Here is an 18,373-nt window from a genome sequence, read left to right on the forward strand (position 1 = left end):
CTGCGCCGATGGGACCGAGGACCCTGCCCGGACGATCGACCTCGACGGGAGAGTGGGCCTATGGCCTCCGATCAGAGCGAGCACACGGTACTCATCGTCTACGCGTCCGCGGCGGGTTCGACCGCCCAGATCGGCGAGTTCATGGCGCGCCGGATGCGGGACGCGGGATTGCACGTCCGAGTGGAGCCGGTGGATCGGGCACCGGACCCCGGCGGCTTCGAGGCGGTCGTGCTGGGCAGCGCGATCCACAACGGAGGCTTCCTACCCGGGTTCGCGGACTGCATCGAGCGCTATGCGAAGACGTTGAAACAACGCCCGAACTGGCTGTTCAGCGTCGGTATGGGGCCGGCCCTCCGCGGCCCGGTGGGAGCGTTTTTCAAACGCCTCACACCCCGTCGTCACCGAATGCCGGACTTCGGCCGGTAGCAGGAATCGGGCCCAGCCCGAGCCGCACGGATCCCGTCGGCGCACGATTCCAGTGGACCGCTGAATGTGCTGTGCTACATGAGCATTCGACATCCGCGAGCCGGCGCTGCCGATCAGACGACGGTGACGATGATCGCGCTGCCGATGACGGCCACAGCAAGGCCGGGTAGGTACGTGATCATCGCGGTGATCGGCTGGATGTGGCGATCTTTACGAGCAATCACGGCGATAGTGCGCCGGTCGATGACGTGGACGGAAGCCAGATCGCCGACAGTGCTCGCAACAACCGTGTCCCGCGGCAGCGTCGGGGCGGGGAGCGCAGACACCGCGTCGCGCACCCGCCGGATCACACTGACCGCATGCTGCGCGGCCTCCCTCGGGCGATCGATGGTGGACGGAAGCAGGGGCGGGGCAGTCATCGCACTCTCCTTGGCTTCTCCGATACGGATGGGGTGCGAGTTCGTCGCCCGATGATGAATGCCACTCCCGGTGCGGCTCGGCGCGTGAGCCTCGCGGGGTTAGTTTATACAATGCGTTATTGTAAAAATAGGACCTGGGTCACAGATCACCGTCGGCCGCACCGGCGGTGAGGTGGACCAAGCAGAGATCGGGCGCGGCGAACGGCTCGAGCCGGTCGACCTCGATGGGCGCCGCACGCCCCTCCAGCACACCCTGCATGAGGCCCAGATGGATGCGGCACACCACCGACGGGCGGCGTTCAGCCAGGTCCAGGAAGGGACAGTGACGCAATCGGATCGGTGCAGCGGCGCGGGATTCCGGGTCGAATCCGACCTCGTCGAGCACCCGTATCAGTTCGCCCACGGCGTGTTCGGCAGTCCGCGCCGTGGCATCCATGCCTTCGGCGACGCGACGGCCCCAGGCGCGTCCGGCCTCGGTCGCACGAGCCGCCGGGTCCGGATCGCCGGCCAACTGGGCGGTGAGGATGTCGGCGAGCAGCCGGTAGTTGCGCGGCCCCGCCGGATTCATCACCGCACGAGCGCGAAACATCTGCGGCGGGCGGCCGGGTCCGGTGCGCGGGAGTTCGACCCGTTCGGCCTGCCCGTTCTCGACCAGGGCCTCGAGATGGAAACGCACCGTATTCGGGTGCAACCGCAGGTGCGTGGCGATATCGATGATGCTCAACGCATCGCGCGAGCCGCGCAGAACCGCGAGCACCTCGCCGCGACGCCCGCCACTCCCTCCGGTCGGCGCGGCGGCGGCAGCCGTCGGATGCGTCATGGCTGAACACTCCGTTTCGGCAGCCGGGCCACCAGCGGAGTGTCGACCCCGACCGGACCGAGTTTCGCTGCGCCGCCGGGGAATCCGAGCGACCGATCACGACCCGGCAGGGTGTCGGTGAAGAAGGCGGCGTTGTCGTCGCGGTAGACCTCGAGTTCGGCGGGCAGATCGTCCTCGAAATATATCGCCTCCACCGGACACACCGGCTCACACGCCCCGCAGTCCACACACTCGTCGGGATGGATATACAAGGAACGTCCCCCCTCGTAGATGCAGTCGACCGGACACTCCTCCACACACGCCCGGTCCATGACGTCCACACAGGGCTCACCGATCACATAGGCCATCCTCCTTTTATACATCTCCAGCTTGTACAAATTAAGTACGGCGGCGTCGGCCATCTTCTCGACAGACTCGCCGACAGCGACGACGCCGTGCAGGATCGGGGCCGCCCACCCCCTGACCGCCGATGCGATCGAGACCAGCGTGCCCGAAGGTGCGCCGCTCGGCTCACGCGTAGATCGCAAGTCCGGCGGCGCGGCACGTCTGACGAGCTGGTTCGTCCGTACGAGCCGGGAAGCGCGTTCCGGACCTCGGGCGCGGTGTTCGGAAAATGGGTGGGCGCCGGACCTCGGAGTTGCTAACCTTCTGCGGTCCGACCTGATCACGCGAGGGGGTGAGTCCCATTTTCACGGCATTCTTTGGGCGCTCCCCGTTCTCACGATCGGACGATTGACGCACGTCGTCATCGGGAGCGCTCGTCCGAGCAATCCCGAAAGGGGACGACAATGCGTTCTTCCGAACTCATGGTGACGCGCATCGCGGACCGGCGGTGGCATGCGCTGATCGGCGACCTGCTGGTCGGTCGCGGTGAGGCATCGCCGCGGCCCGATGGGCGACTGTTTCTCAGCATCGACTCCTGGCAGGACGACGCCTTCGATCGCCTCGCCACCGCCATGCTGAGCGCTCTGCCGAAGCCGCTGTACACGGTGGTCGACGAGACCGACCTCGAGCTGATGTCGCGATGGCGGCGAGCCGGTTCCACGCCACGGCGACGCGAATGGGAGTACCGGGTGCCCACCGATCCGGTGGTCACCGGGCTCGACTCGACCTCTCCACCGGGGATCGAGATCGTGAATTTCGGTGCGGCCGAGATCGATTCGCTGCGCGAACTGGATCGCACCGTCCGCGCGGAGATCGAGGCCGCCGCCGGGTGGCAGACCATGCCTGCCGAGGTGATCGCCCCGCCGATCGATCCCGCGAACTACGTAGCGGCGGCCCAGGCCGGCCATTATGTCGGGTTGTGCCGGGTGGCGCAGCCGACTCGGCTACCGCGGATCGGATTGATCGCGGTCCGCGCCCACGTGCACCGGCGCGGCATCGCCCGTGCCCTGCTGGGCCGGGCGCTGAGCTCGCTGAACCGTACCGGAAAGGCATGGGCCACAGCCGAAATAGATGAATCCAACGCGGCGGCCACTGCCCTGTTCGAAGGCATCGGCGCCGAACGGTCGAACAGCACGTTGGAGTTGATGTGGCGATGAAGAAGGGAGCGATCGAAGTTCAGTGGCACGTGGTGGAATGCCTGCGCAACGCCACATTCACGGTCGAGCTCGCAGATCGTCGACGTGCGGCGTCGCTTTGCTGCAGCGGAATTCGGTCTGCCCCGTGCCCACTATCGGGTTCAGCCGATCAGTGCGCATATTGGTCAGCCCATCTCCCCGAATCCACAGCCCCGCTTCACTGTGGGGGCAGCTGCGGTTCCGAAGGCGGCGCGCCACCCGGACCCGCATGGACGGTGGGAGCCGAGGATGATTCCGGGCCACTGGGCTGCTCCGGTGAGGATCGGTAACCCGGTTGCGGACGGGCCGCATCCGGGGCCGGCGCGACAGGTTGACGGACTTGGGCTGACGGCGCGCCAGCAGCGTACGGACCGGCGACCGGGTGCTGACCGGCGGCGGCGTTCGGATCTCCCAGCGCGCCCGACGGAGCGGGCGGGTAGCCCGGCGCCCCCGGGTAAGCCGGTGTGGGCGCACCCGGATAGGCGGGAACAGCGGCGCCCGGATACGACGGCCAGCCATGAGGCGCGGGGATGGGTGACGGAGACTCAGGGACCGCGGGCGCCGAATAGCCGGGCTGAACGGCGGGGGCTCCGGGGTAGACCGCCGGCCCCGGGTAAAACGTGGCGCCGGGGTAACCGGGGATCGCCGACGGAGAAACGGGTGTCGCCGAGGAGGCCGGCTTTGCCGCGATCAGGCTTCCCACCGCCACGAGGATCGCGATGGCGGCGGGTATCGCCAGCCAATTACCTCTGTCTGCCAACCGAACGTAGGAGTCCAAGCAGAGAACCACAATGTTCTGGGCGACCGTGACGAACAACGCGCCACCGCCCAGCGCGGCAATGGCACGAATTCGAACGGATCTCGAACCGGCGATGGACAACAGGATGCCGCCGACCAACGCGACGAGTGAGCACACCCAAAAGGGGATCAGGGCGCCGCCCAAGCCGTACTCGAAGACCGAATAGCCACCGCCGGAGACGACGAGTCCCCATACGGATTGCGCGGCAGCGAGAATCGCCGCCAGCGCCAAAGCGATTCCCGCGACGACGTCGGCGACAGCGCGATTCGTCGGCGGCTTGGGCGGCGAGAACGGCTGAGCCTGAGGATAATTCGGTGGCATACCCCAGCCCGGTGGTTGCGGTGCGGGATATCCGGGCTGGTACGGGTTCGCCATCGGTCGGAGCTCCTTGTCGACATCGCTTGTGGCTCAGGCTAAGCGAATGCCGACGTCCGCGTGGGTTCACCGGCATACCGTCGGAGCATCGGAGCGACGCGGCGACAACCGACAGGGCGACAGCCGACAGGCCGATAGCGCGACAGGGCGACAGTCGGTCAGCCGCGGAACCGCCGACCCGGCTGCCGAACGACGCACACCAGCCGTACCCGGCTACCGCAGCTCCGCCCGCCCACCAGGTCGCGGCCTGCGCCATGTGGCCGTACGGTCGACACCGCCGTCACCGCGGCATGGGCAGGGCTACATCGACCCCGTGCAAAACATCGGCTGGACCACGAAATTGTTGCCGGGGTTCGCATCCGGCGTCGTGCTCGTCACCGTGGCGGTGATCAGTTCCAGCGTGCGCGCGGTGCCGACCGTGTAGTTGGCGATTTCTCTCGGCGCCAGACTGGGTTCGATGATGGATCCGGACGGGCCGAACGGCGTCCAGTAGGTCACCGCCACATTCTCCGCGGTCGCGGTGCCGATATTGCGGACGATCACCTGCAACGGCGGTGGGAAGCCCGGCAGCGCCCCGCCGCAGTAGGTGTAGACCTCCACATCGGCACCGGTCGGTTCGGCCTGCGCCGCAACGCCGAAACCCACCGCGGTCGTGGCCGCCGTCGCCACCCCGGCCGCCAACACGCCGATACGCCCGACCTTCATAGGAACCTCCCGTTCGACGAACTCTCGTACGGAATATCGACACGTCGGCAAACCTGTTATGCCCCGAAAAAGGTGGGCGCCGGGCATGCGAGCCTTCGTGCGCTCTCGAGCGGTTCACAAGTTTGGCGATAACCCACGAATCGTGGTTCACTTTCCGCTATCGTCGCGCACGTCGGGACGGTGTCTCGGCGGGCCGGTGTCGCGGCGGCGAGGCAGGCCCCTCTCGACCGGCGGTCGCGTCAGAGCCGTCGGCGGTGTTGCGGAGGAGCAGGATGTACCCGGGTGCGCATGTCGATCGTTTCCCTGACAAACCGGCGGTCGTGCTGGCCGAGAGCGGTGAGACGCTGACCTACCGCGAACTCGAGGACAACTCGGTTCGCCTCGCCCGCCACCTGTACGACGCGGGCTTGCGCAAGGGCGATCACATCGCGCTGCTGTCCGGTAATACGCTCGAGGTGTACGAGGTCTACTGGGCGGCATTACGATCCGGCCTTTACATCACGGCCGTCAACCGGCATCTGTCCGCAGCCGAGATCAGCTACATCGTCAACGATTGCGGCGCGCGGGCGCTCATCGTGTCGGCGGAGCTGGCGGATGTGGCTCAGCGGGTGGCCGAGCAGACGCCCGAGGTCGGACTCCGGATCGCCTTCGGCGGTGACGTGCCGGGATACCAATCCTATGAAAAGGCTGTGGCCGCACAGTCTCCCGAACCGCTGCCGGATCAGCCGCGCGGCGCGGACATGCTGTATTCGTCGGGCACTACGGGACGACCGAAGGGGATCAAGCATCCGCTGTCGGACCTTCAGGTCGGCGATCCGCTGGGTGACACCTACACCGCCATCTTCGGCCCGCTCTACGGATTCGACACCGACACCGTGTACCTGTCGCCGGCCCCGCTGTATCACGCCGCGCCCTTGCGGTTCGGCGGCGTGGTTCATGCCTTCGGCGGAACCGTGGTGGTGATGGAGCGGTTCGACGCCGAACAAGCCCTCGCCGCGATCGAGCGTTATCGCGTCACCCACAGCCAGTGGGTGCCGACGATGTTCGTGCGCATGCTGAAACTGGACGAGAGCGTGCGTGCCCGCTACGACGTCTCGAGTACGCGAGTCGCCGTCCACGCCGCCGCGCCGTGTCCGGTGCAGGTGAAGCAAGCGATGATCGACTGGTGGGGGCCGGTGCTGCACGAGTACTACGCCTCCACCGAAAGCAACGGCGCCACCTTCATCGACAGCGAGCAGTGGTTGCGCAAACCCGGCTCGGTCGGGCCGGCGGGCCTGGGTGAGGTTCGCATCTGCGACGACGACGGCCATGAGTTGCCCGTCGGCGAGATCGGCACCATCTATTTCGAACGCGAGGAACTCCCGTTCGGCTACCACAACGATCCGGAGAAGACGGCGAAGGCGATCCACCCCGACCATCCGACCTGGACCACCACCGGCGATATCGGCTATGTCGACGCCGACGGCTTCCTGTTCCTGACCGACCGCAAGGCATTCATGATCATTTCCGGCGGGGTGAACATCTACCCGCAGGAAATCGAGGACGCCTTGGCCCTGCATCCCGACGTGCTCGATGTGGCGGTGATCGGCATACCCGACGAGGAGATGGGCGAATCGGTGAAGGCGGTCGTCCAGCCCGCACCCGGCGCCGAACCCGGACCCGAACTGGCACAACGACTCCGCGACTTCCTGCGCGAGCGCATCGCCCACTACAAGGTGCCGCGCAGCGTCGACTTCGCCGACGAATTGCCTCGTACGCCGACGGGAAAACTGGTCAAGGGCAAGCTGCGCGAGCAGTACGTGTGACCGTTGCCGGACGGGTACGTCCTGCCCGCTTCCGCGAATTCCGCTGGGGAACTCGCCGTTTCAGCGCGGCACGTTGCGCAGGTTGGATCGGGCCATATCGATCATGCGGCCCACGCCGCCGGTGAGCACGATCTTGCTGGCCGCAAGCGCGAAGCCGCGCACCTGCGCGGCGGTGATGTGCGGCGGGAGAGACAGGGCGTTGGGGTCGGTGACGAGGTCGACCAGTGCGGGACCCGGATGTTCCAGCGCTTCGGCGATGGCATTCCGGATCGCGAACGGATCGGTGATCCGCGCCGCGTGTATGCCGGCGGCGCGGGCCACGGCGGCGAAATCGACCGGGGCATGGTCGGTTTCGAAATTCGGCATGCCGTCCACCAGCATTTCCAGCCGGACCATACCCAGCGACGAATTGTTGAAGACGATGATCTTCACCGGCAGCCGATGCAGCGCCACGGTGAGCAGTTCACCCATCAGCATGCCCAATCCGCCGTCGCCAGACATCGAGATGACCTGCCGGTCCGGATAGGCGAATTGCGCGCCGATGGCGTGCGGCAGGGCATTGGCCATGGTGCCGTGCAGGAACGACCCGATCACCCGGCGGCGGCCGTTCGGGGTCAGATAGCGGGCCGCCCACACATTGCACATGCCGGTGTCGACGGTGAAGATCGCATCGTCGGAGGCGAGTTCGTCGAGAATGTCGGCGGCGTATTCGGGGTGAATCGGCTTGTGGTCGGCGACATTTCGAGTGTAGGCGTCGACGACCTGCTCGAGCAGCCGGTAGTGCTCGGCGAGCATGCGGTCCAGGAATTCCCGGTCGGATTTCTGCGTCAGTAGGGGATGGACCGCGCGCAGGGTTTCACGGACATCGCCGTGCACGGCCAGTTGTAGTAGCGTGCGCCGGCCGAGGTGGGAGGCATCGTGGTCGATCTGCACGGTATTGGTTCCCGGCAGGAATTCGTCGTAGGGGAAGTCGGTGCCCAGCAGCAGGACCAGATCGGCCTCGTGCATCGCCGTGTAGCAGGCGCCGTAGCCGAGCAGGCCGCTCATCCCCACGTCGTAGGGATTGTCGAATTGAATCCATTCCTTACCGCGCAGGCTGTGCCCGATGGGGGCGTGCAGCATTTCGGCGAGCCGCAGTACCTCGTCGTGCGCGTCGCGGACGCCCGCACCGCAGAACAGGGTGACGGTTCGTGCCGCGTTCAGGGCGTCGGCGAGCGCCCGTACCTGTTCGGCGGCGGGCATGACGCGACCGAGTTCGGAGACGAGGCTCGTTTCGCCGGTCGGATGCGCGGTGTCCAACTGGGCGACATCGCCCGGGAGCACCACCACCGACACCTCGTGGCGCGCCAGCGCATGCTGGATCGCGATCCGCAGCATGCGCGGCATCTGTTCGGCCCGGCTGATCATTTCGCAGTATCCGCTGCATTCGACGAAGAGGCGTTCCGGATGCGTTTCCTGGAAGAACTGCGTGCCGATCTGATCGGAGGGGATGTGAGAGGCCAGCGCCAGTACCGGCGCCCCGGTGCGGTGCGCGTCGTAGAGGCCCTGGATGAGGTGGGTGTTGCCCGGGCCGCAACTTCCCGCGCAGACGGCCAGGCGGCCGGTCAATTGCGCCTCCGCCGCCGCGGCGAAGGCGGCGGCTTCCTCGTTGCGCACATGCACCCATTCGATCTGCGGGGTGCGGCGCACCGCGTCGACGATCGGATTGAGGCTGTCCCCCACCACGCCGTAGATCCGCCGCACTCCGGCCTGCGCGAGAACGTGCACGAATTGGTCGGCCACAGTCGTTTTCGCCATGCGCTCTCCTCCACCGCTGTGATCGGCGCCGGCGTATTCGCCTTCGCCCCGGAGCCGAAGCTCCCTTGCCGGATGAACAGATTCGCGATCGCCACGAATACTACCGGGCGGCGAGGAGCGGAAATGGCGTCGTACCGCACGCGGACCGCTTGCCGCAGCAGAGCCGATTTCGGAAAGAGCACCGAGACTCGCCCCTTGATTCGATCCCGTAGGCGATTCACAGCCAGGTTCGCCAGCGTCGGCGAAATTGCACTCTGCATATTCGCAGCGCATGCCGGTCGGCCGGCCGGCCGAGCCATCGTCCGGCACTGTCTTGAGGATGAAAAGTGGTTGTCGGACAGCATATTTCGGTCGCACAACAAACTGTGCCACCGGCCTGCGGATACGACCGATAACGCGCACGCGACTTCGAGCAACCACCGCCGTGATCTCGATGTGATCGGTGATCGGACGTCCGTGCATCGGTGCGCTCCTGCGGGTTTCATCAATGGCATGCCCGATAGCCGGGGCCGAAGACCGCCGATTCCGAGAACGATCGGAATTCGGCGGTTGGTTCTTCCCGGCTACCGGGCTGATGCCAGTACACTCGAAACGTCCCGCATCCGGAATAGGCAAGTGCCCGAATGTTTCTCACGGATCCCGGACATTCACTACGGGGACAGAACTTCGAACGCCACCACAGGGTGGCTTCCAGAAACAGGCTCGACCATTAGGGAGGCTAAAGATATGTCCGTCACCGGCAGCACCCTCGCCCGCCGCGCCCTGGGGCGCGAACTGCGCCGCCTCCGCGAGGCCAAAGGACTGAAACAGGCCGCCGCCGCCCGCGCCGCCGAAACCTCACCCCAGTCCATCGGCCGCATCGAGGAGGGGTTGTCGACGAGAACCACTGGGCTGCAGGTGAATGCGCTGTGCGACTTCTACGAGGCGTCGGACGAGGAGCGCCGGACACTGCTGGGATTGGTGTCGGAGGTGCGGGCATCGCGGGAGCGCGGAGGCGGGTGGTGGCGGGCATATGCGGACGCCAAGATCCCCAGCGGGTTCGACCACTACCTCGCCCTGGAAGAGGCCACCAGTCGTCTGACGGCATGGAAAACCGAGATCGTGCCCGGGTTGTTGCAGACAGCTGCATATCGGCGCGCACTGGCCTGGTCGGAGATTCCCGAACTGGCCCCCGAAGCAGTCGAAGGGCGTCTGGAAGTGACTGCTCACCGGCAAAAGCGCCTCGAAGACCCCACTTTCATGCTGGATGTTCTACTGTCCGAAGCCGCTGTGCGTGACCAAGTCGGTGGCCGAAACGTGTTGGCAGAGCAGCTGGTTCACCTAGCGAAGATGTGCGAAAGGCCGAACGTCTCCATACGGATCGTCCCGTTCAACGCTCGCCGCCACACCGGACCGCTGGCCGGGTCGTTCATTCTCCTCGAATTCCCCGACCTGCCGCAGTCGAAATTGTCGGAACCGCCGGTGGTGTACATCGAAGCGTATGCGGGCGATCTGTACTTGGAGCGGCCCGAGGAAGTCACTCGCTATCGCGCTGCGTTGAGCGCGATTCAGCAGGTAGCGTTGGACGAACACGACAGCAGGAACATGATCCTGGCACTAGCTGAGGAGTTCGCGTGAGTATTGATCTATCCGGCGCCCAGTGGTTCAAGTCCAGCCGCAGTTCGTCAGGCAAGGAATGCGTCGAGGTAGCCCACCTTTCCGAAGGCATGGTCGGCGTCCGCGACTCCAAGAACCCCACCGGCCCCGCCCTCGTCTTCGCCCCCGCCGAATGGGATGCGTTCACCGCCCGCCTCGAGTGCGGCGGCTTCGACCTCACCTAACCTTCTGTGCCACAAGGGCGTTCGGGCCAATGAGCTCGGACGCCCTTGTCGTGTCGTCATCTTCACGAATCTTTGGACCGGACGCTCGTCGTTTTTTGCACGAAGCCAGGGGGTACAAACGGCCCCACCGCACGGCCCATCCGACGCGCCAAGCGCTGCTGTCGACCGCCCCGAGGAGAAGTCGAGCGCCTAAAGTACAGCAAGAGGGTAGTTACTATAGGTTAACCACTATAAAGTATAGTAACGCTGCGCTTACTATACTTTCCCGCTTCGAGGAGCCCGATATGACTTGGCCGTCTCACCGCAAGGAGAAGCGGGACTGGCAGGCGCGTATACGGCAGGGTTCTCGCGCCGATCGCCTACTCGACCGCATCGAGGTCTCCATTCCCCCGAGCATCGCCGAACTCGACTTCGACGCTGTCGGCTCGGTCGCTCGCGCACAGGAGGACGCCGTCATCGCGGTGACGCGGCTGGAAGCCGGATTCGGGGCCTACCTCGCACCCCTGGCAGGCTTTCTGCTGCGTAGCGAATCGGTAGCGTCGTCGAAGATCGAGCACATCGACGCGGGCTGGCGAGCATTCGGCAAGGCCGTCGCGGGAGCCAAGGCAAGCGACGAGGCCCTGTCGCAACTGGCGGCGGTTCGGGCCCTGGCGGCCATGGTCGATCGAGCGGCACACGAGGACATCACACTCGAGATGCTGCTCGACGCCCATCGCATGCTGATGTCGCCGGATTACTACACCGCCCGCGATTCGGGGCAGTTGCGCGACGTCCAGAACTGGATCGGCGGCAGCGATTACACCCCCCTCGACGCACTGTATGTGCCACCGCCGCCGGACCTGGTTCCGGTTTTGATGGCCGATCTGCTGCGCTTCGCCAATCGAACCGACGTACCGATCGTTGCGCAGGCAGCGATCGCCCATGCCCAATTCGAGTCGATTCACCCGTTCACCGACGGCAACGGACATATCGGAAGGGCGTTGATCAGCGCGATTTTCCGGCGTCGCCGGCTCACCCACCGCGTGACTGTTCCGTTGGCGTCGGTCATGCTTGCCGACACCCACCGCTATTTCGCTCACCTCGACGGCTATCGTTCGGGACGAGCCGACGAACTGGTCGAATACTTCGCTCACGCCGCGATCCATTCCAGCTCGGCGGCTGAAGAGTCTGCCCTCGCCTTGAGCGGACTACCGCAGCGTTGGGCCGCTGTCGCCCGACCGCGGGCGAGGTCGGCGGATGAGGCCCTGCTCGAAGCTCTCCTCGACAATCCGATCCTCAATGTGGAGATCGCGCAAAACCTCACCGGCACAACCGAAGCCAGCACGTACCGGGCGCTGGATCGACTGACCGCCGCCGGCATCCTGGAGGTGCTTTCCGAGAGCAGACGCAGCCGCGTCTGGGCCGCGGTCGACGTGATCGCGGAGTTGGACGCGCTGAGCGCCGCGATCGGGAAACGAGCTTTGCACAGTGGCTAGTTGGCGAGCCCGTCAGCAAGCGGCAGTCGCTACCGAAGCCATGACGGCGGCGGATCGTTCAGCGGGGTCATGCTCGGAAAATCCGGGATCGGGCCGGTGAAGGGCGGCAGGGCCGCGAATTGCGGGTCGGCCCGCGCGGTTCGGGAGAGTTCGGCGAACCATCGACGGGCTCGGGTCAGGGCGTGATCAGGGAATTCGGCATCCCATCGCGCGTCATCGGATGCACTGTAGGGCAGGGCGCCGCGAACGTGCGGAGCGTACGGATGCGGCGGAGTCATTGCCTCGATTCCCAGCTTCGCCGCCACCATGGCATCGCGGAGGCCGATGGGACCGTTGTCGGCGCACAGGACGAGCACGGTCGCGGCGCCGATCGCTCGGGGCACGATGATCGATGCGGTGTAGATCAGGCTGTTAGGGCGATTCCAATGCCGCATCTTTTCGAAACGCAGCAGTGCAGGCAGGTCCGCGAAGGACACGACGTGCGCCTCGATCAAGCAGCCGCCGCCTGCACTCGCTTCGGCGAGGTCGCGCCGCAGGGCCGGTAGATCTTCCAGCGGGGCGGGAATCGTCGGCACTCCAGGGGTGTACTGGCGGATGATCCGATCGCCCGTGACAGGTGAGTCCCAGATATCTTCACCGGACTGCTGTAACCCACTGGTATCGAACAGGATTGGCATTTCGGGAAGCCTACCCGACCGAGTTCTCGACCATCGCGCACCGCATCACACCACACCGGCAGCGTCCTCCGTCCGACTACATTCTCAGAGAGGATGACCTTCACGTGGGTCGCGCTTCGGTTCCTGCACGATCACTTCCGGCTCCGCCGGCCGCCCCGGCCACGGGCGCTCGGCGACCACCGGGAACTGGCCGGTGTGGTCGTGGCGAATCGCCGCTATCCGCAACACTTTCCGGCGCGTCAGGAACCATCCCCCGACGAGGACGGGGCCCATCACACAGACCGTCGCCACGACCGCCCAGCGTTGGACCGGGTCGCTGCTGCAGGCCATCAGTGCCACCACGGCCACCAGGAATACGAGGGTGGCGATACCGGTGTAGGGGGCGCCGATCATGCGGTACGCGGGGCGGTGGGAGATGCCGTCCCACCAGCGTCGCCACAGGCGCAACTGGCAGAGCAGAACCACCATCCACGAGACGATCGTGCCGAGAGCCGAGACGTTGAGCACGATTTCGAAGGCCTTGTCCGGCACCACCGCGTCGAGCCCGACGCCGATCAGCGCGATCACGCCGGTGGCCAGGATGCCGATGTAGGGCACGCCGGTGCGGGACATGCGGCCGGCGACGGCGGGGGCGCTGCCGTTCGCCGACATCGAGCGCAGGATGCGGCCGGTGGAATACAGGCCGGCGTTGAGACTGGAGAACGCGGCGGTGAGCACGATCAGATTCATCATCGACCCGGCAGCGGGAACGCCGACGCGGGCGAAGAAGGTGACGAACGGGCTCTCGCCGTCACGAAAGGCAGTGTAGGGCAGCAACAGTCCGAGCAGGACGAGTGAGCCGACATAGAACACCCCGATGCGGGCGATGACCGAATTGATGGCGCGCGGCATCACCTCGTGCGGGTTCTCGGTCTCCCCCGCCGCGATACCGACCAACTCCACTGCCGCATAGGCGAATACGACGCCCGTGGTGACCGTGACGAGCGGCAGCACACCGGTCGGGAACAGTCCACCGTGATGAGCGATCACGCCGACCCCCGCGACTTCGCCCCGGATGGCGAACCGGCCGGCGAGAAAGACCGAGCCCACGATCAGAAATCCGATGAGGGCGACGACTTTCACCAGCGCCACCCAGAATTCGAGCTCTCCGAACCATCGCACCGAGATCAAATTCGTGCCGACGACCGCGACCAGCGCCACCAGTGCGATCACCCACTGCGGCACCACCGTGAACGCATCCCAATATCGAACATATGTCGCGATCGCGGTGATGTCGACGATGCCGGTCATACACCAGTGAAAGAAATACATCCAGCCGACGGCGAATGCGAGTTTCTCGCCATAAAATTCGCGCGCGTAGGATACGAACGACCCGGACGACGGGCGATACAGCACCAACTCGCCCAGCGCCCGCAGCACGAAGAAGACGAAGACACCGCAGACCGCGTAGACCAGAAAAAGCCCCGGACCCGCATCCGCGAGACGCCCACCCGCACCGAGGAACAGCCCGGTGCCGATCACTCCGCCGATCGCGATCATCTGCAACTGACGGTTGCGTAACGACTTTCGGTAGCCGTCCTGCTCGGTATGCAACGCCGCGGCCAGAGCCGACAATTCGACGGGTCGATGGTCTGTGCTCATGACCGGACCTTCCGGTGGACAACATTGAAACTTCAAACAACGTAGCGCCGGGCGTCGGTACATTCAGTAGTGGGAACACTCATATACCGCGCGGTCGGTTCTCAGAAAATGGGCACCCTTACCCTCTGGGCAGAAAATTCAAACGTGCATAATCGAATTCCGCGAGGGCAATTCGATGTCGCCGAATCGTTGCCGGTCGGGTCCGGCGACCGCGATACCGGCACCCGGCCATACCCCGCAGGGAATTGTGGGCATTCGCACCGCGGCCCACGCTGGTCTCGTGAACGACATGGGACGGCTGCGCTGATGCCGGCCTACCGGCACCCGGTCGGGGCGCGGCGAGCCCGACGCCGGGCAACCACTGTTTGTGACACCGAATACTTGTGCCGCACATCACCTTTCCGCACCGTCACATCGATCGTGCGGGCGGCATCTTGTGGTCGTTCCCGACAACGATCACGACAGCAAGGACGACGTCATGAAATCCCGTTTCAGCCTCACCGACAGTGCACTCGGCGTCAAGTTCGCCAAGCGATTCGGCAATACCAGCATGGTCATCCTCCAGTCGACGCTGCCCAAGGCCACCCAGGACCTGATGATGCTGCGCGTCAGCCAGATCAACGGCTGCGGCTGGTGCACCGACGTGCACAGCAAGGATCTCGCCGCAGCCGGCGAGCCCGCGGTGCGCATCAACCTGGTGGCCGCGTGGCGCGAGGCGTCGGTGTTCAGCGAGGCCGAGCGGGCCGCGCTGGCGCTGGCCGAGGAGGGCACCCGTCTCGCCGACGCCCATCAGGGAGTATCGGACGAGACCTGGGCGCAGGTGCGCAAGCACTACGACGACGACCAGATCGCCGCACTGGTCGGGCTGGTCGCTCAGATCAACGCGGCGAACCGGCTCGGCGTGATCGTGCGCCAGCAGGGCGGCGCGTACGAGCCCGGCATGTTCGCCGATATCGACGGCTGATCAGCGAGCGCGGTCCGGCTCAGGGCAGTCGCCTTGGGCCGGGCCGTTGCCGCGGTTCGTGCGTGCCGGTCTACTGCGTGGCCTCGGTCAGGATCGCCAGCACCGGCTCCGAGGTGTAGAACGGTTCGAGCCGTTCGCGAATCAGCTTGGCCAGCACGCCGTTTCGTTTCGCCGCCTCGACCACCGCGGGTCCGTAGCGCAGGATCTCGGTGCGGATGTCGTCGGCGGACAGGCCGAGTTCGGGCAGCAGCGCGCCGAGGGTGTGGTCGCCGTATTTGGTGAAGAACACGTCGACACATTCGTCGAGAAGGACACCCACGTACTCCTTGTCGCGGGTGGTGACGACGATGCGGTGCACCAGCAGGGCGAGTTCGCGCAGGTCGGCCTGGGTCAGATAGTCGCGCAGGCCGCTGACCGGCTCACCGGCGTGCAGATCCCAGAACTCCATCGCCGCGCCGTGCACCGGTGCGTCGCGCAGCATTTCCCGGATCGCGTTGTTGGTGCGCTTGAGGGCGAACATCGCGCCCTTACCGGCCATATCGCCGATGAAGGTGCCGCTGCTGGCCTTCTCGGCGGCCTTGCGGGCGGACTTGGCCGCGTTGGTGCCGAACGACACCAGCGATCCGACACCCGGCACCTTGCTGGCCATCTGCCGATTCGACTCCATGAAGTCGTCGATCAGCTTGTCGACGAATTTGGACGCCGCCGTCGCCACCAGGGGGCTTTCGGTCAGCCGCTCGAGCAGGCGCTCCTGGGCCTGGTGCATGCCGAAGATCTTCTCCAGCAACGCTTCCACGGGCTCGCGGTCCACGACGTCGCCGAGGGTGTAGTCGTTGTTCTCGGCGATGTTGTCGTAGATGGCGTCGGCGAACACCGCCACCGAGTCCCGCAGGACCGGGCTGCCGCCGAGGCGGTTCACGACGGTGCGGACCGTCTCGCGTGCGTCCTCGACCGAGACCACATCGCGGAAGACGACGGTGTCGGCGACCGCCAGCACATCGTCGACATCGCGGGCGACGACCTCGGCGAACCGATCGCCCGTCACCTCCGCGAGCAGGTAGTCCACCTGTGCGTCGAGCAGTTTCGCGGCGATGTCCTGTGCTGCGGTCATCGGTTCCCCTTCAGCTGTCCGGACCGCCGGAGCAGCCGGAATCACACGTCGTCGCGCAGCGACTTCCGGATCTCGTCCAGGCGTTCCCGCGCGGCCTTCTCCCGCGCCTGCCATTGTTCGTCGGCGCTGCGGCCCGCCGGTGTCTGCCGGTCGAGTTCCCCCAACCCCTGGGCGGTGCCGTAGCGCTGCTCGACCTTATCGCGAACTGACTCGAAAGTAGGGACTCCGGATTCGGAGTATCCGCCGGGTACCCCGAAGCCCTCCGGCGGCAGCGGCACGCCCGAGCCCACCGCGACCTGGCCGAACCCGCCGGAGATCGGCGGCGGCACGGCGGCGGCCGCACCGGGAGTGTCCGAACTCATATCGGCCACGGGTTCGGCATGAGTTTCGGCAGGAGTGGGGCGAGCCGAGAGTTCGACCGCGCTCAGATGCAACTTCGCCAGACCCGGCCGGCCCGTGGTCGCGGTGACCACGACCTCGAGCAGATCCTCATCCTGCATCGCGGCGAGCAGGACCGCCATATCACCGGTTTCGGACATGCTCCCAGGCTACGCATCGCGAGCACGGTCCGGCCGGCTTCACTCGCCGGTCACCGACTCCACGCCCGCGAGAACGTCGCGAACCCACGCCGATACGGTTCCCGACCACCCGGGAATCGAGACCAGGGTGTTGTGACCGGCGTTCGGGTAGATCAGCAGCCGCTTGGGGTCGGCAGCCGCAGCGTGCAGCGTCCGGCCCATCTCGACCGGGAGCAGTTCGTCGGCGGCGCCGTGCATGACGAACGTCGGCACGCGCAGGGTGCGGAGTCGCTGCAGCGTCGGAAACGCGTTCGGCACCAAGGCTTTCGGAATGAAGGGATAGACCGCGCGGGCCGTGTCGCGCAGACCGGTAAAGGTGGACATCAGGATCATCGCGGCGGGCGGATATTCGGTCGCCAGCTCCGTGACGACCGCGCCGCCGAGCGATTTACCGAGATAGACAACGCGTTTCGGGTCCACGCCGGACTGTTCCAGCAGCGCCTGACGAGCGGCCCGGGCGTCCAGATACAGTCCGCGTTCACTCGGCCGCCCCGGACTGCGACCGTAACCGCGATAGTCGAAGGTCAGCACGTTCAAGCCCGCGGCGGCCAGCAATGCCAGGATCGGCGAGCGATCCCCGATATTGCCGCCGTTGCCGTGGGCGTAGAGCAGGTGGGCGATCGGCTTCTCGGCGCGCACGAACCAGGCGTTGATCCGGGCCCCGTCGGCCGCGGTGAGCCACAGGTCCTCGTGGGCGAAGCCGAAACGCTCGGGCGTCATCGTGATCCGACGTTCGGGATGGAACGTCAGCGCGTTGAGCACGCCCTCGGCCGGATGTCGCATAGCCCCTTCTTAGCGCCAACTACCACCAAGTCTCCACCCGGCCGCTGAATTCACAGGTTCAGATGCAGGCGTAGCGCCCGGTCCAGCTCCTTGATCAGCGCGGGTGGCACACTGCCGAGCACCCGCCCTACCCGTTCCACAGACACCGAACGAACCTGTTCGGCCTGCGCTTTCGACGCCACCCGCAACCCTGGAACATCTTCCAAGAGCACCTGGAACGGAAAGATTCTATCCGTGTTGCTTGTCACCGGCACCACGGTGACGACACCGCGGCCGAGCTGTACCGCACGCCGGTTGGCGCCGTCGTTGCTGACGACGACGGCGGGACGAGTCTTCGCCACCTCGTTTCCTCGAACCGGGTCGAGGTCAACCAGCACGACGTCCCCGCGCCGCACTACAGGTCACCGGTCGCGACCGACCAGGCAGCTTCCTCGCCCGCTTCTTCCCACTCTTCCCACGCCTGTTCATAGGCATCTTCCAGGGCGCGGGCACGCAGCAGCTCGATGGCTTTGTGCACAGCGGCGGACCGACCGGGCAAAGCCGACCGACATACTTCCTCGTCGATCGTCGCCAGGTCCTCCTCCGACAGACTCACACTCAGCTTCATACCCGTAATGCT

The 18,373-nt window shown here is 65.9% G+C and carries 20 protein-coding genes; 7 read left to right on the forward strand and 13 right to left on the reverse strand.

The window, feature by feature from the left end; all coding sequences use genetic code 11:
* Positions 1-60 precede the first annotated feature (60 nt).
* A complete protein-coding gene (locus C5E41_RS18050) occupies positions 61-426 on the forward strand; it encodes a flavodoxin domain-containing protein (protein ID WP_104376980.1) in 366 nt (121 codons plus the stop codon).
* Between the two features lie 113 nt (positions 427-539).
* Here C5E41_RS18050 and C5E41_RS18055 read toward each other — a convergent pair whose 3' ends face one another.
* From C5E41_RS18055 to fdxA, 3 genes are all read right to left on the reverse strand, one after another.
* The gene (locus C5E41_RS18055; protein ID WP_104376981.1) at positions 540-845 is read right to left on the reverse strand and encodes a hypothetical protein; all 306 of its coding nucleotides are present in this window, start codon (positions 843-845) and stop codon (positions 540-542) included.
* A 139-nt stretch (positions 846-984) separates the two neighbouring features.
* Positions 985-1,665 carry a helix-turn-helix transcriptional regulator gene (locus C5E41_RS18060; protein ID WP_104376982.1) on the reverse strand — a complete coding sequence of 227 codons (681 nt, stop codon included), beginning with the start codon at positions 1,663-1,665 and terminating at the stop codon, positions 985-987.
* Complete coding sequence (fdxA, locus tag C5E41_RS18065) at positions 1,662-2,012, reverse strand: ferredoxin (protein ID WP_104376983.1); 351 nt, start codon at positions 2,010-2,012, stop codon at positions 1,662-1,664. The genes C5E41_RS18060 and fdxA overlap by 4 nt, the downstream gene beginning before the upstream one ends.
* Before the next feature lie 441 nt (positions 2,013-2,453).
* Between fdxA and C5E41_RS18070 the strand changes: the two genes are divergently transcribed.
* Positions 2,454-3,206 carry a GNAT family N-acetyltransferase gene (locus C5E41_RS18070; RefSeq protein ID WP_104376984.1) on the forward strand — a complete coding sequence of 251 codons (753 nt, stop codon included), beginning with the start codon at positions 2,454-2,456 and terminating at the stop codon, positions 3,204-3,206.
* 196 nt (positions 3,207-3,402) lie between these two features.
* Here C5E41_RS18070 and C5E41_RS33345 read toward each other — a convergent pair whose 3' ends face one another.
* Positions 3,403-4,398 carry a hypothetical protein gene (locus tag C5E41_RS33345; RefSeq protein WP_104379835.1) on the reverse strand — a complete coding sequence of 332 codons (996 nt, stop codon included), beginning with the start codon at positions 4,396-4,398 and terminating at the stop codon, positions 3,403-3,405.
* A 300-nt stretch (positions 4,399-4,698) separates the two neighbouring features.
* On the reverse strand, positions 4,699-5,103 hold the full coding sequence (locus C5E41_RS18075; protein WP_104376985.1) for a hypothetical protein: 405 nt from the start codon (positions 5,101-5,103) through the stop codon (positions 4,699-4,701).
* A gap of 272 nt (positions 5,104-5,375) precedes the next feature.
* Between C5E41_RS18075 and C5E41_RS18080 the strand changes: the two genes are divergently transcribed.
* Positions 5,376-6,908, forward strand: coding sequence for an acyl-CoA synthetase (locus tag C5E41_RS18080; protein ID WP_104376986.1), 1,533 nt, complete (start codon positions 5,376-5,378; stop codon positions 6,906-6,908).
* 60 nt (positions 6,909-6,968) lie between these two features.
* Here C5E41_RS18080 and C5E41_RS18085 read toward each other — a convergent pair whose 3' ends face one another.
* A complete protein-coding gene (locus C5E41_RS18085; protein ID WP_104376987.1) occupies positions 6,969-8,705 on the reverse strand; it encodes a pyruvate dehydrogenase in 1,737 nt (578 codons plus the stop codon).
* Positions 8,706-9,431: 726 nt separating this feature from the next.
* Here C5E41_RS18085 and C5E41_RS33935 point away from each other — a divergent pair.
* From C5E41_RS33935 to C5E41_RS18100, 3 genes are all read left to right on the forward strand, one after another.
* The gene (locus tag C5E41_RS33935; protein ID WP_030518219.1) at positions 9,432-10,322 is read left to right on the forward strand and encodes a helix-turn-helix domain-containing protein; all 891 of its coding nucleotides are present in this window, start codon (positions 9,432-9,434) and stop codon (positions 10,320-10,322) included.
* Positions 10,319-10,525 (forward strand): DUF397 domain-containing protein, encoded by a 207-nt coding sequence (locus C5E41_RS18095; RefSeq protein ID WP_104376988.1) that lies wholly within the window; start codon positions 10,319-10,321, stop codon positions 10,523-10,525. The genes C5E41_RS33935 and C5E41_RS18095 overlap by 4 nt, the downstream gene beginning before the upstream one ends.
* A 284-nt stretch (positions 10,526-10,809) precedes the next feature.
* Positions 10,810-12,000, forward strand: a complete 1,191-nt coding sequence (locus tag C5E41_RS18100) for a Fic family protein (RefSeq protein WP_104376989.1) — start codon at positions 10,810-10,812, stop codon at positions 11,998-12,000.
* A gap of 29 nt (positions 12,001-12,029) precedes the next feature.
* On the opposite strand, the gene C5E41_RS18105 is transcribed toward C5E41_RS18100, so the two are convergent.
* Complete coding sequence (locus tag C5E41_RS18105; protein ID WP_104376990.1) at positions 12,030-12,677, reverse strand: hypothetical protein; 648 nt, start codon at positions 12,675-12,677, stop codon at positions 12,030-12,032.
* An 84-nt stretch (positions 12,678-12,761) separates the two neighbouring features.
* Positions 12,762-14,318, reverse strand: coding sequence for an amino acid permease (locus C5E41_RS18110; protein ID WP_104376991.1), 1,557 nt, complete (start codon positions 14,316-14,318; stop codon positions 12,762-12,764).
* Positions 14,319-14,796: 478 nt separating this feature from the next.
* On the opposite strand from C5E41_RS18110, the gene C5E41_RS18115 reads away from it, so the two are divergent.
* Complete coding sequence (locus C5E41_RS18115) at positions 14,797-15,282, forward strand: carboxymuconolactone decarboxylase family protein (protein WP_104377064.1); 486 nt, start codon at positions 14,797-14,799, stop codon at positions 15,280-15,282.
* Between the two features lie 70 nt (positions 15,283-15,352).
* Here C5E41_RS18115 and C5E41_RS18120 read toward each other — a convergent pair whose 3' ends face one another.
* Genes C5E41_RS18120 through C5E41_RS18140 form a run of 5 tightly spaced genes read right to left on the reverse strand, consistent with a single transcriptional unit; the run spans position 15,353 to position 18,361 of the window.
* Entirely contained in the window at positions 15,353-16,393 is a 1,041-nt protein-coding gene (locus C5E41_RS18120) for a hypothetical protein (protein WP_104376992.1), read from the reverse strand.
* Positions 16,394-16,434: 41 nt separating this feature from the next.
* Positions 16,435-16,932: a hypothetical protein gene (locus C5E41_RS18125; RefSeq protein WP_104376993.1), complete on the reverse strand. Its 498-nt coding sequence runs from the start codon at positions 16,930-16,932 to the stop codon at positions 16,435-16,437.
* A 39-nt stretch (positions 16,933-16,971) separates the two neighbouring features.
* Positions 16,972-17,754 (reverse strand): alpha/beta hydrolase, encoded by a 783-nt coding sequence (locus C5E41_RS18130; RefSeq protein ID WP_104376994.1) that lies wholly within the window; start codon positions 17,752-17,754, stop codon positions 16,972-16,974.
* 50 nt (positions 17,755-17,804) lie between these two features.
* A complete protein-coding gene (locus C5E41_RS18135; RefSeq protein WP_104376995.1) occupies positions 17,805-18,149 on the reverse strand; it encodes a type II toxin-antitoxin system PemK/MazF family toxin in 345 nt (114 codons plus the stop codon).
* The gene (locus C5E41_RS18140; protein ID WP_104376996.1) at positions 18,149-18,361 is read right to left on the reverse strand and encodes a ribbon-helix-helix protein, CopG family; all 213 of its coding nucleotides are present in this window, start codon (positions 18,359-18,361) and stop codon (positions 18,149-18,151) included. The genes C5E41_RS18135 and C5E41_RS18140 overlap by 1 nt, the downstream gene beginning before the upstream one ends.
* Positions 18,362-18,373 lie beyond the last annotated feature (12 nt).

Origin of the sequence: Nocardia nova (genome assembly GCF_002933465.1) — a bacterium.
GTDB classification, from domain to species: Bacteria; Actinomycetota; Actinomycetes; order Mycobacteriales; family Mycobacteriaceae; genus Nocardia; species Nocardia nova_B.

What these genes read in the sequence shown, in the direction of transcription:
- C5E41_RS18050 (WP_104376980.1), top strand. Translation starts at nt 61, where the DNA reads ATGGCCTCCGATCAGAGCGAGCACACGGTACTCATCGTCTACGCGTCC.
- C5E41_RS18055 (WP_104376981.1), bottom strand. Translation starts at nt 845, where the DNA reads ATGACTGCCCCGCCCCTGCTTCCGTCCACCATCGATCGCCCGAGGGAG.
- C5E41_RS18060 (WP_104376982.1), bottom strand. Translation starts at nt 1,665, where the DNA reads ATGACGCATCCGACGGCTGCCGCCGCCGCGCCGACCGGAGGGAGTGGC.
- fdxA (WP_104376983.1), bottom strand. Translation starts at nt 2,012, where the DNA reads ATGGCCTATGTGATCGGTGAGCCCTGTGTGGACGTCATGGACCGGGCG.
- C5E41_RS18070 (WP_104376984.1), top strand. Translation starts at nt 2,454, where the DNA reads ATGCGTTCTTCCGAACTCATGGTGACGCGCATCGCGGACCGGCGGTGG.
- C5E41_RS33345 (WP_104379835.1), bottom strand. Translation starts at nt 4,398, where the DNA reads ATGGCGAACCCGTACCAGCCCGGATATCCCGCACCGCAACCACCGGGC.
- C5E41_RS18075 (WP_104376985.1), bottom strand. Translation starts at nt 5,103, where the DNA reads ATGAAGGTCGGGCGTATCGGCGTGTTGGCGGCCGGGGTGGCGACGGCG.
- C5E41_RS18080 (WP_104376986.1), top strand. Translation starts at nt 5,376, where the DNA reads ATGTACCCGGGTGCGCATGTCGATCGTTTCCCTGACAAACCGGCGGTC.
- C5E41_RS18085 (WP_104376987.1), bottom strand. Translation starts at nt 8,705, where the DNA reads ATGGCGAAAACGACTGTGGCCGACCAATTCGTGCACGTTCTCGCGCAG.
- C5E41_RS33935 (WP_030518219.1), top strand. Translation starts at nt 9,432, where the DNA reads ATGTCCGTCACCGGCAGCACCCTCGCCCGCCGCGCCCTGGGGCGCGAA.
- C5E41_RS18100 (WP_104376989.1), top strand. Translation starts at nt 10,810, where the DNA reads ATGACTTGGCCGTCTCACCGCAAGGAGAAGCGGGACTGGCAGGCGCGT.
- C5E41_RS18105 (WP_104376990.1), bottom strand. Translation starts at nt 12,677, where the DNA reads ATGCCAATCCTGTTCGATACCAGTGGGTTACAGCAGTCCGGTGAAGAT.
- C5E41_RS18110 (WP_104376991.1), bottom strand. Translation starts at nt 14,318, where the DNA reads ATGAGCACAGACCATCGACCCGTCGAATTGTCGGCTCTGGCCGCGGCG.
- C5E41_RS18115 (WP_104377064.1), top strand. Translation starts at nt 14,797, where the DNA reads ATGAAATCCCGTTTCAGCCTCACCGACAGTGCACTCGGCGTCAAGTTC.
- C5E41_RS18120 (WP_104376992.1), bottom strand. Translation starts at nt 16,393, where the DNA reads ATGACCGCAGCACAGGACATCGCCGCGAAACTGCTCGACGCACAGGTG.
- C5E41_RS18125 (WP_104376993.1), bottom strand. Translation starts at nt 16,932, where the DNA reads ATGTCCGAAACCGGTGATATGGCGGTCCTGCTCGCCGCGATGCAGGAT.
- C5E41_RS18130 (WP_104376994.1), bottom strand. Translation starts at nt 17,754, where the DNA reads ATGCGACATCCGGCCGAGGGCGTGCTCAACGCGCTGACGTTCCATCCC.
- C5E41_RS18140 (WP_104376996.1), bottom strand. Translation starts at nt 18,361, where the DNA reads ATGAAGCTGAGTGTGAGTCTGTCGGAGGAGGACCTGGCGACGATCGAC.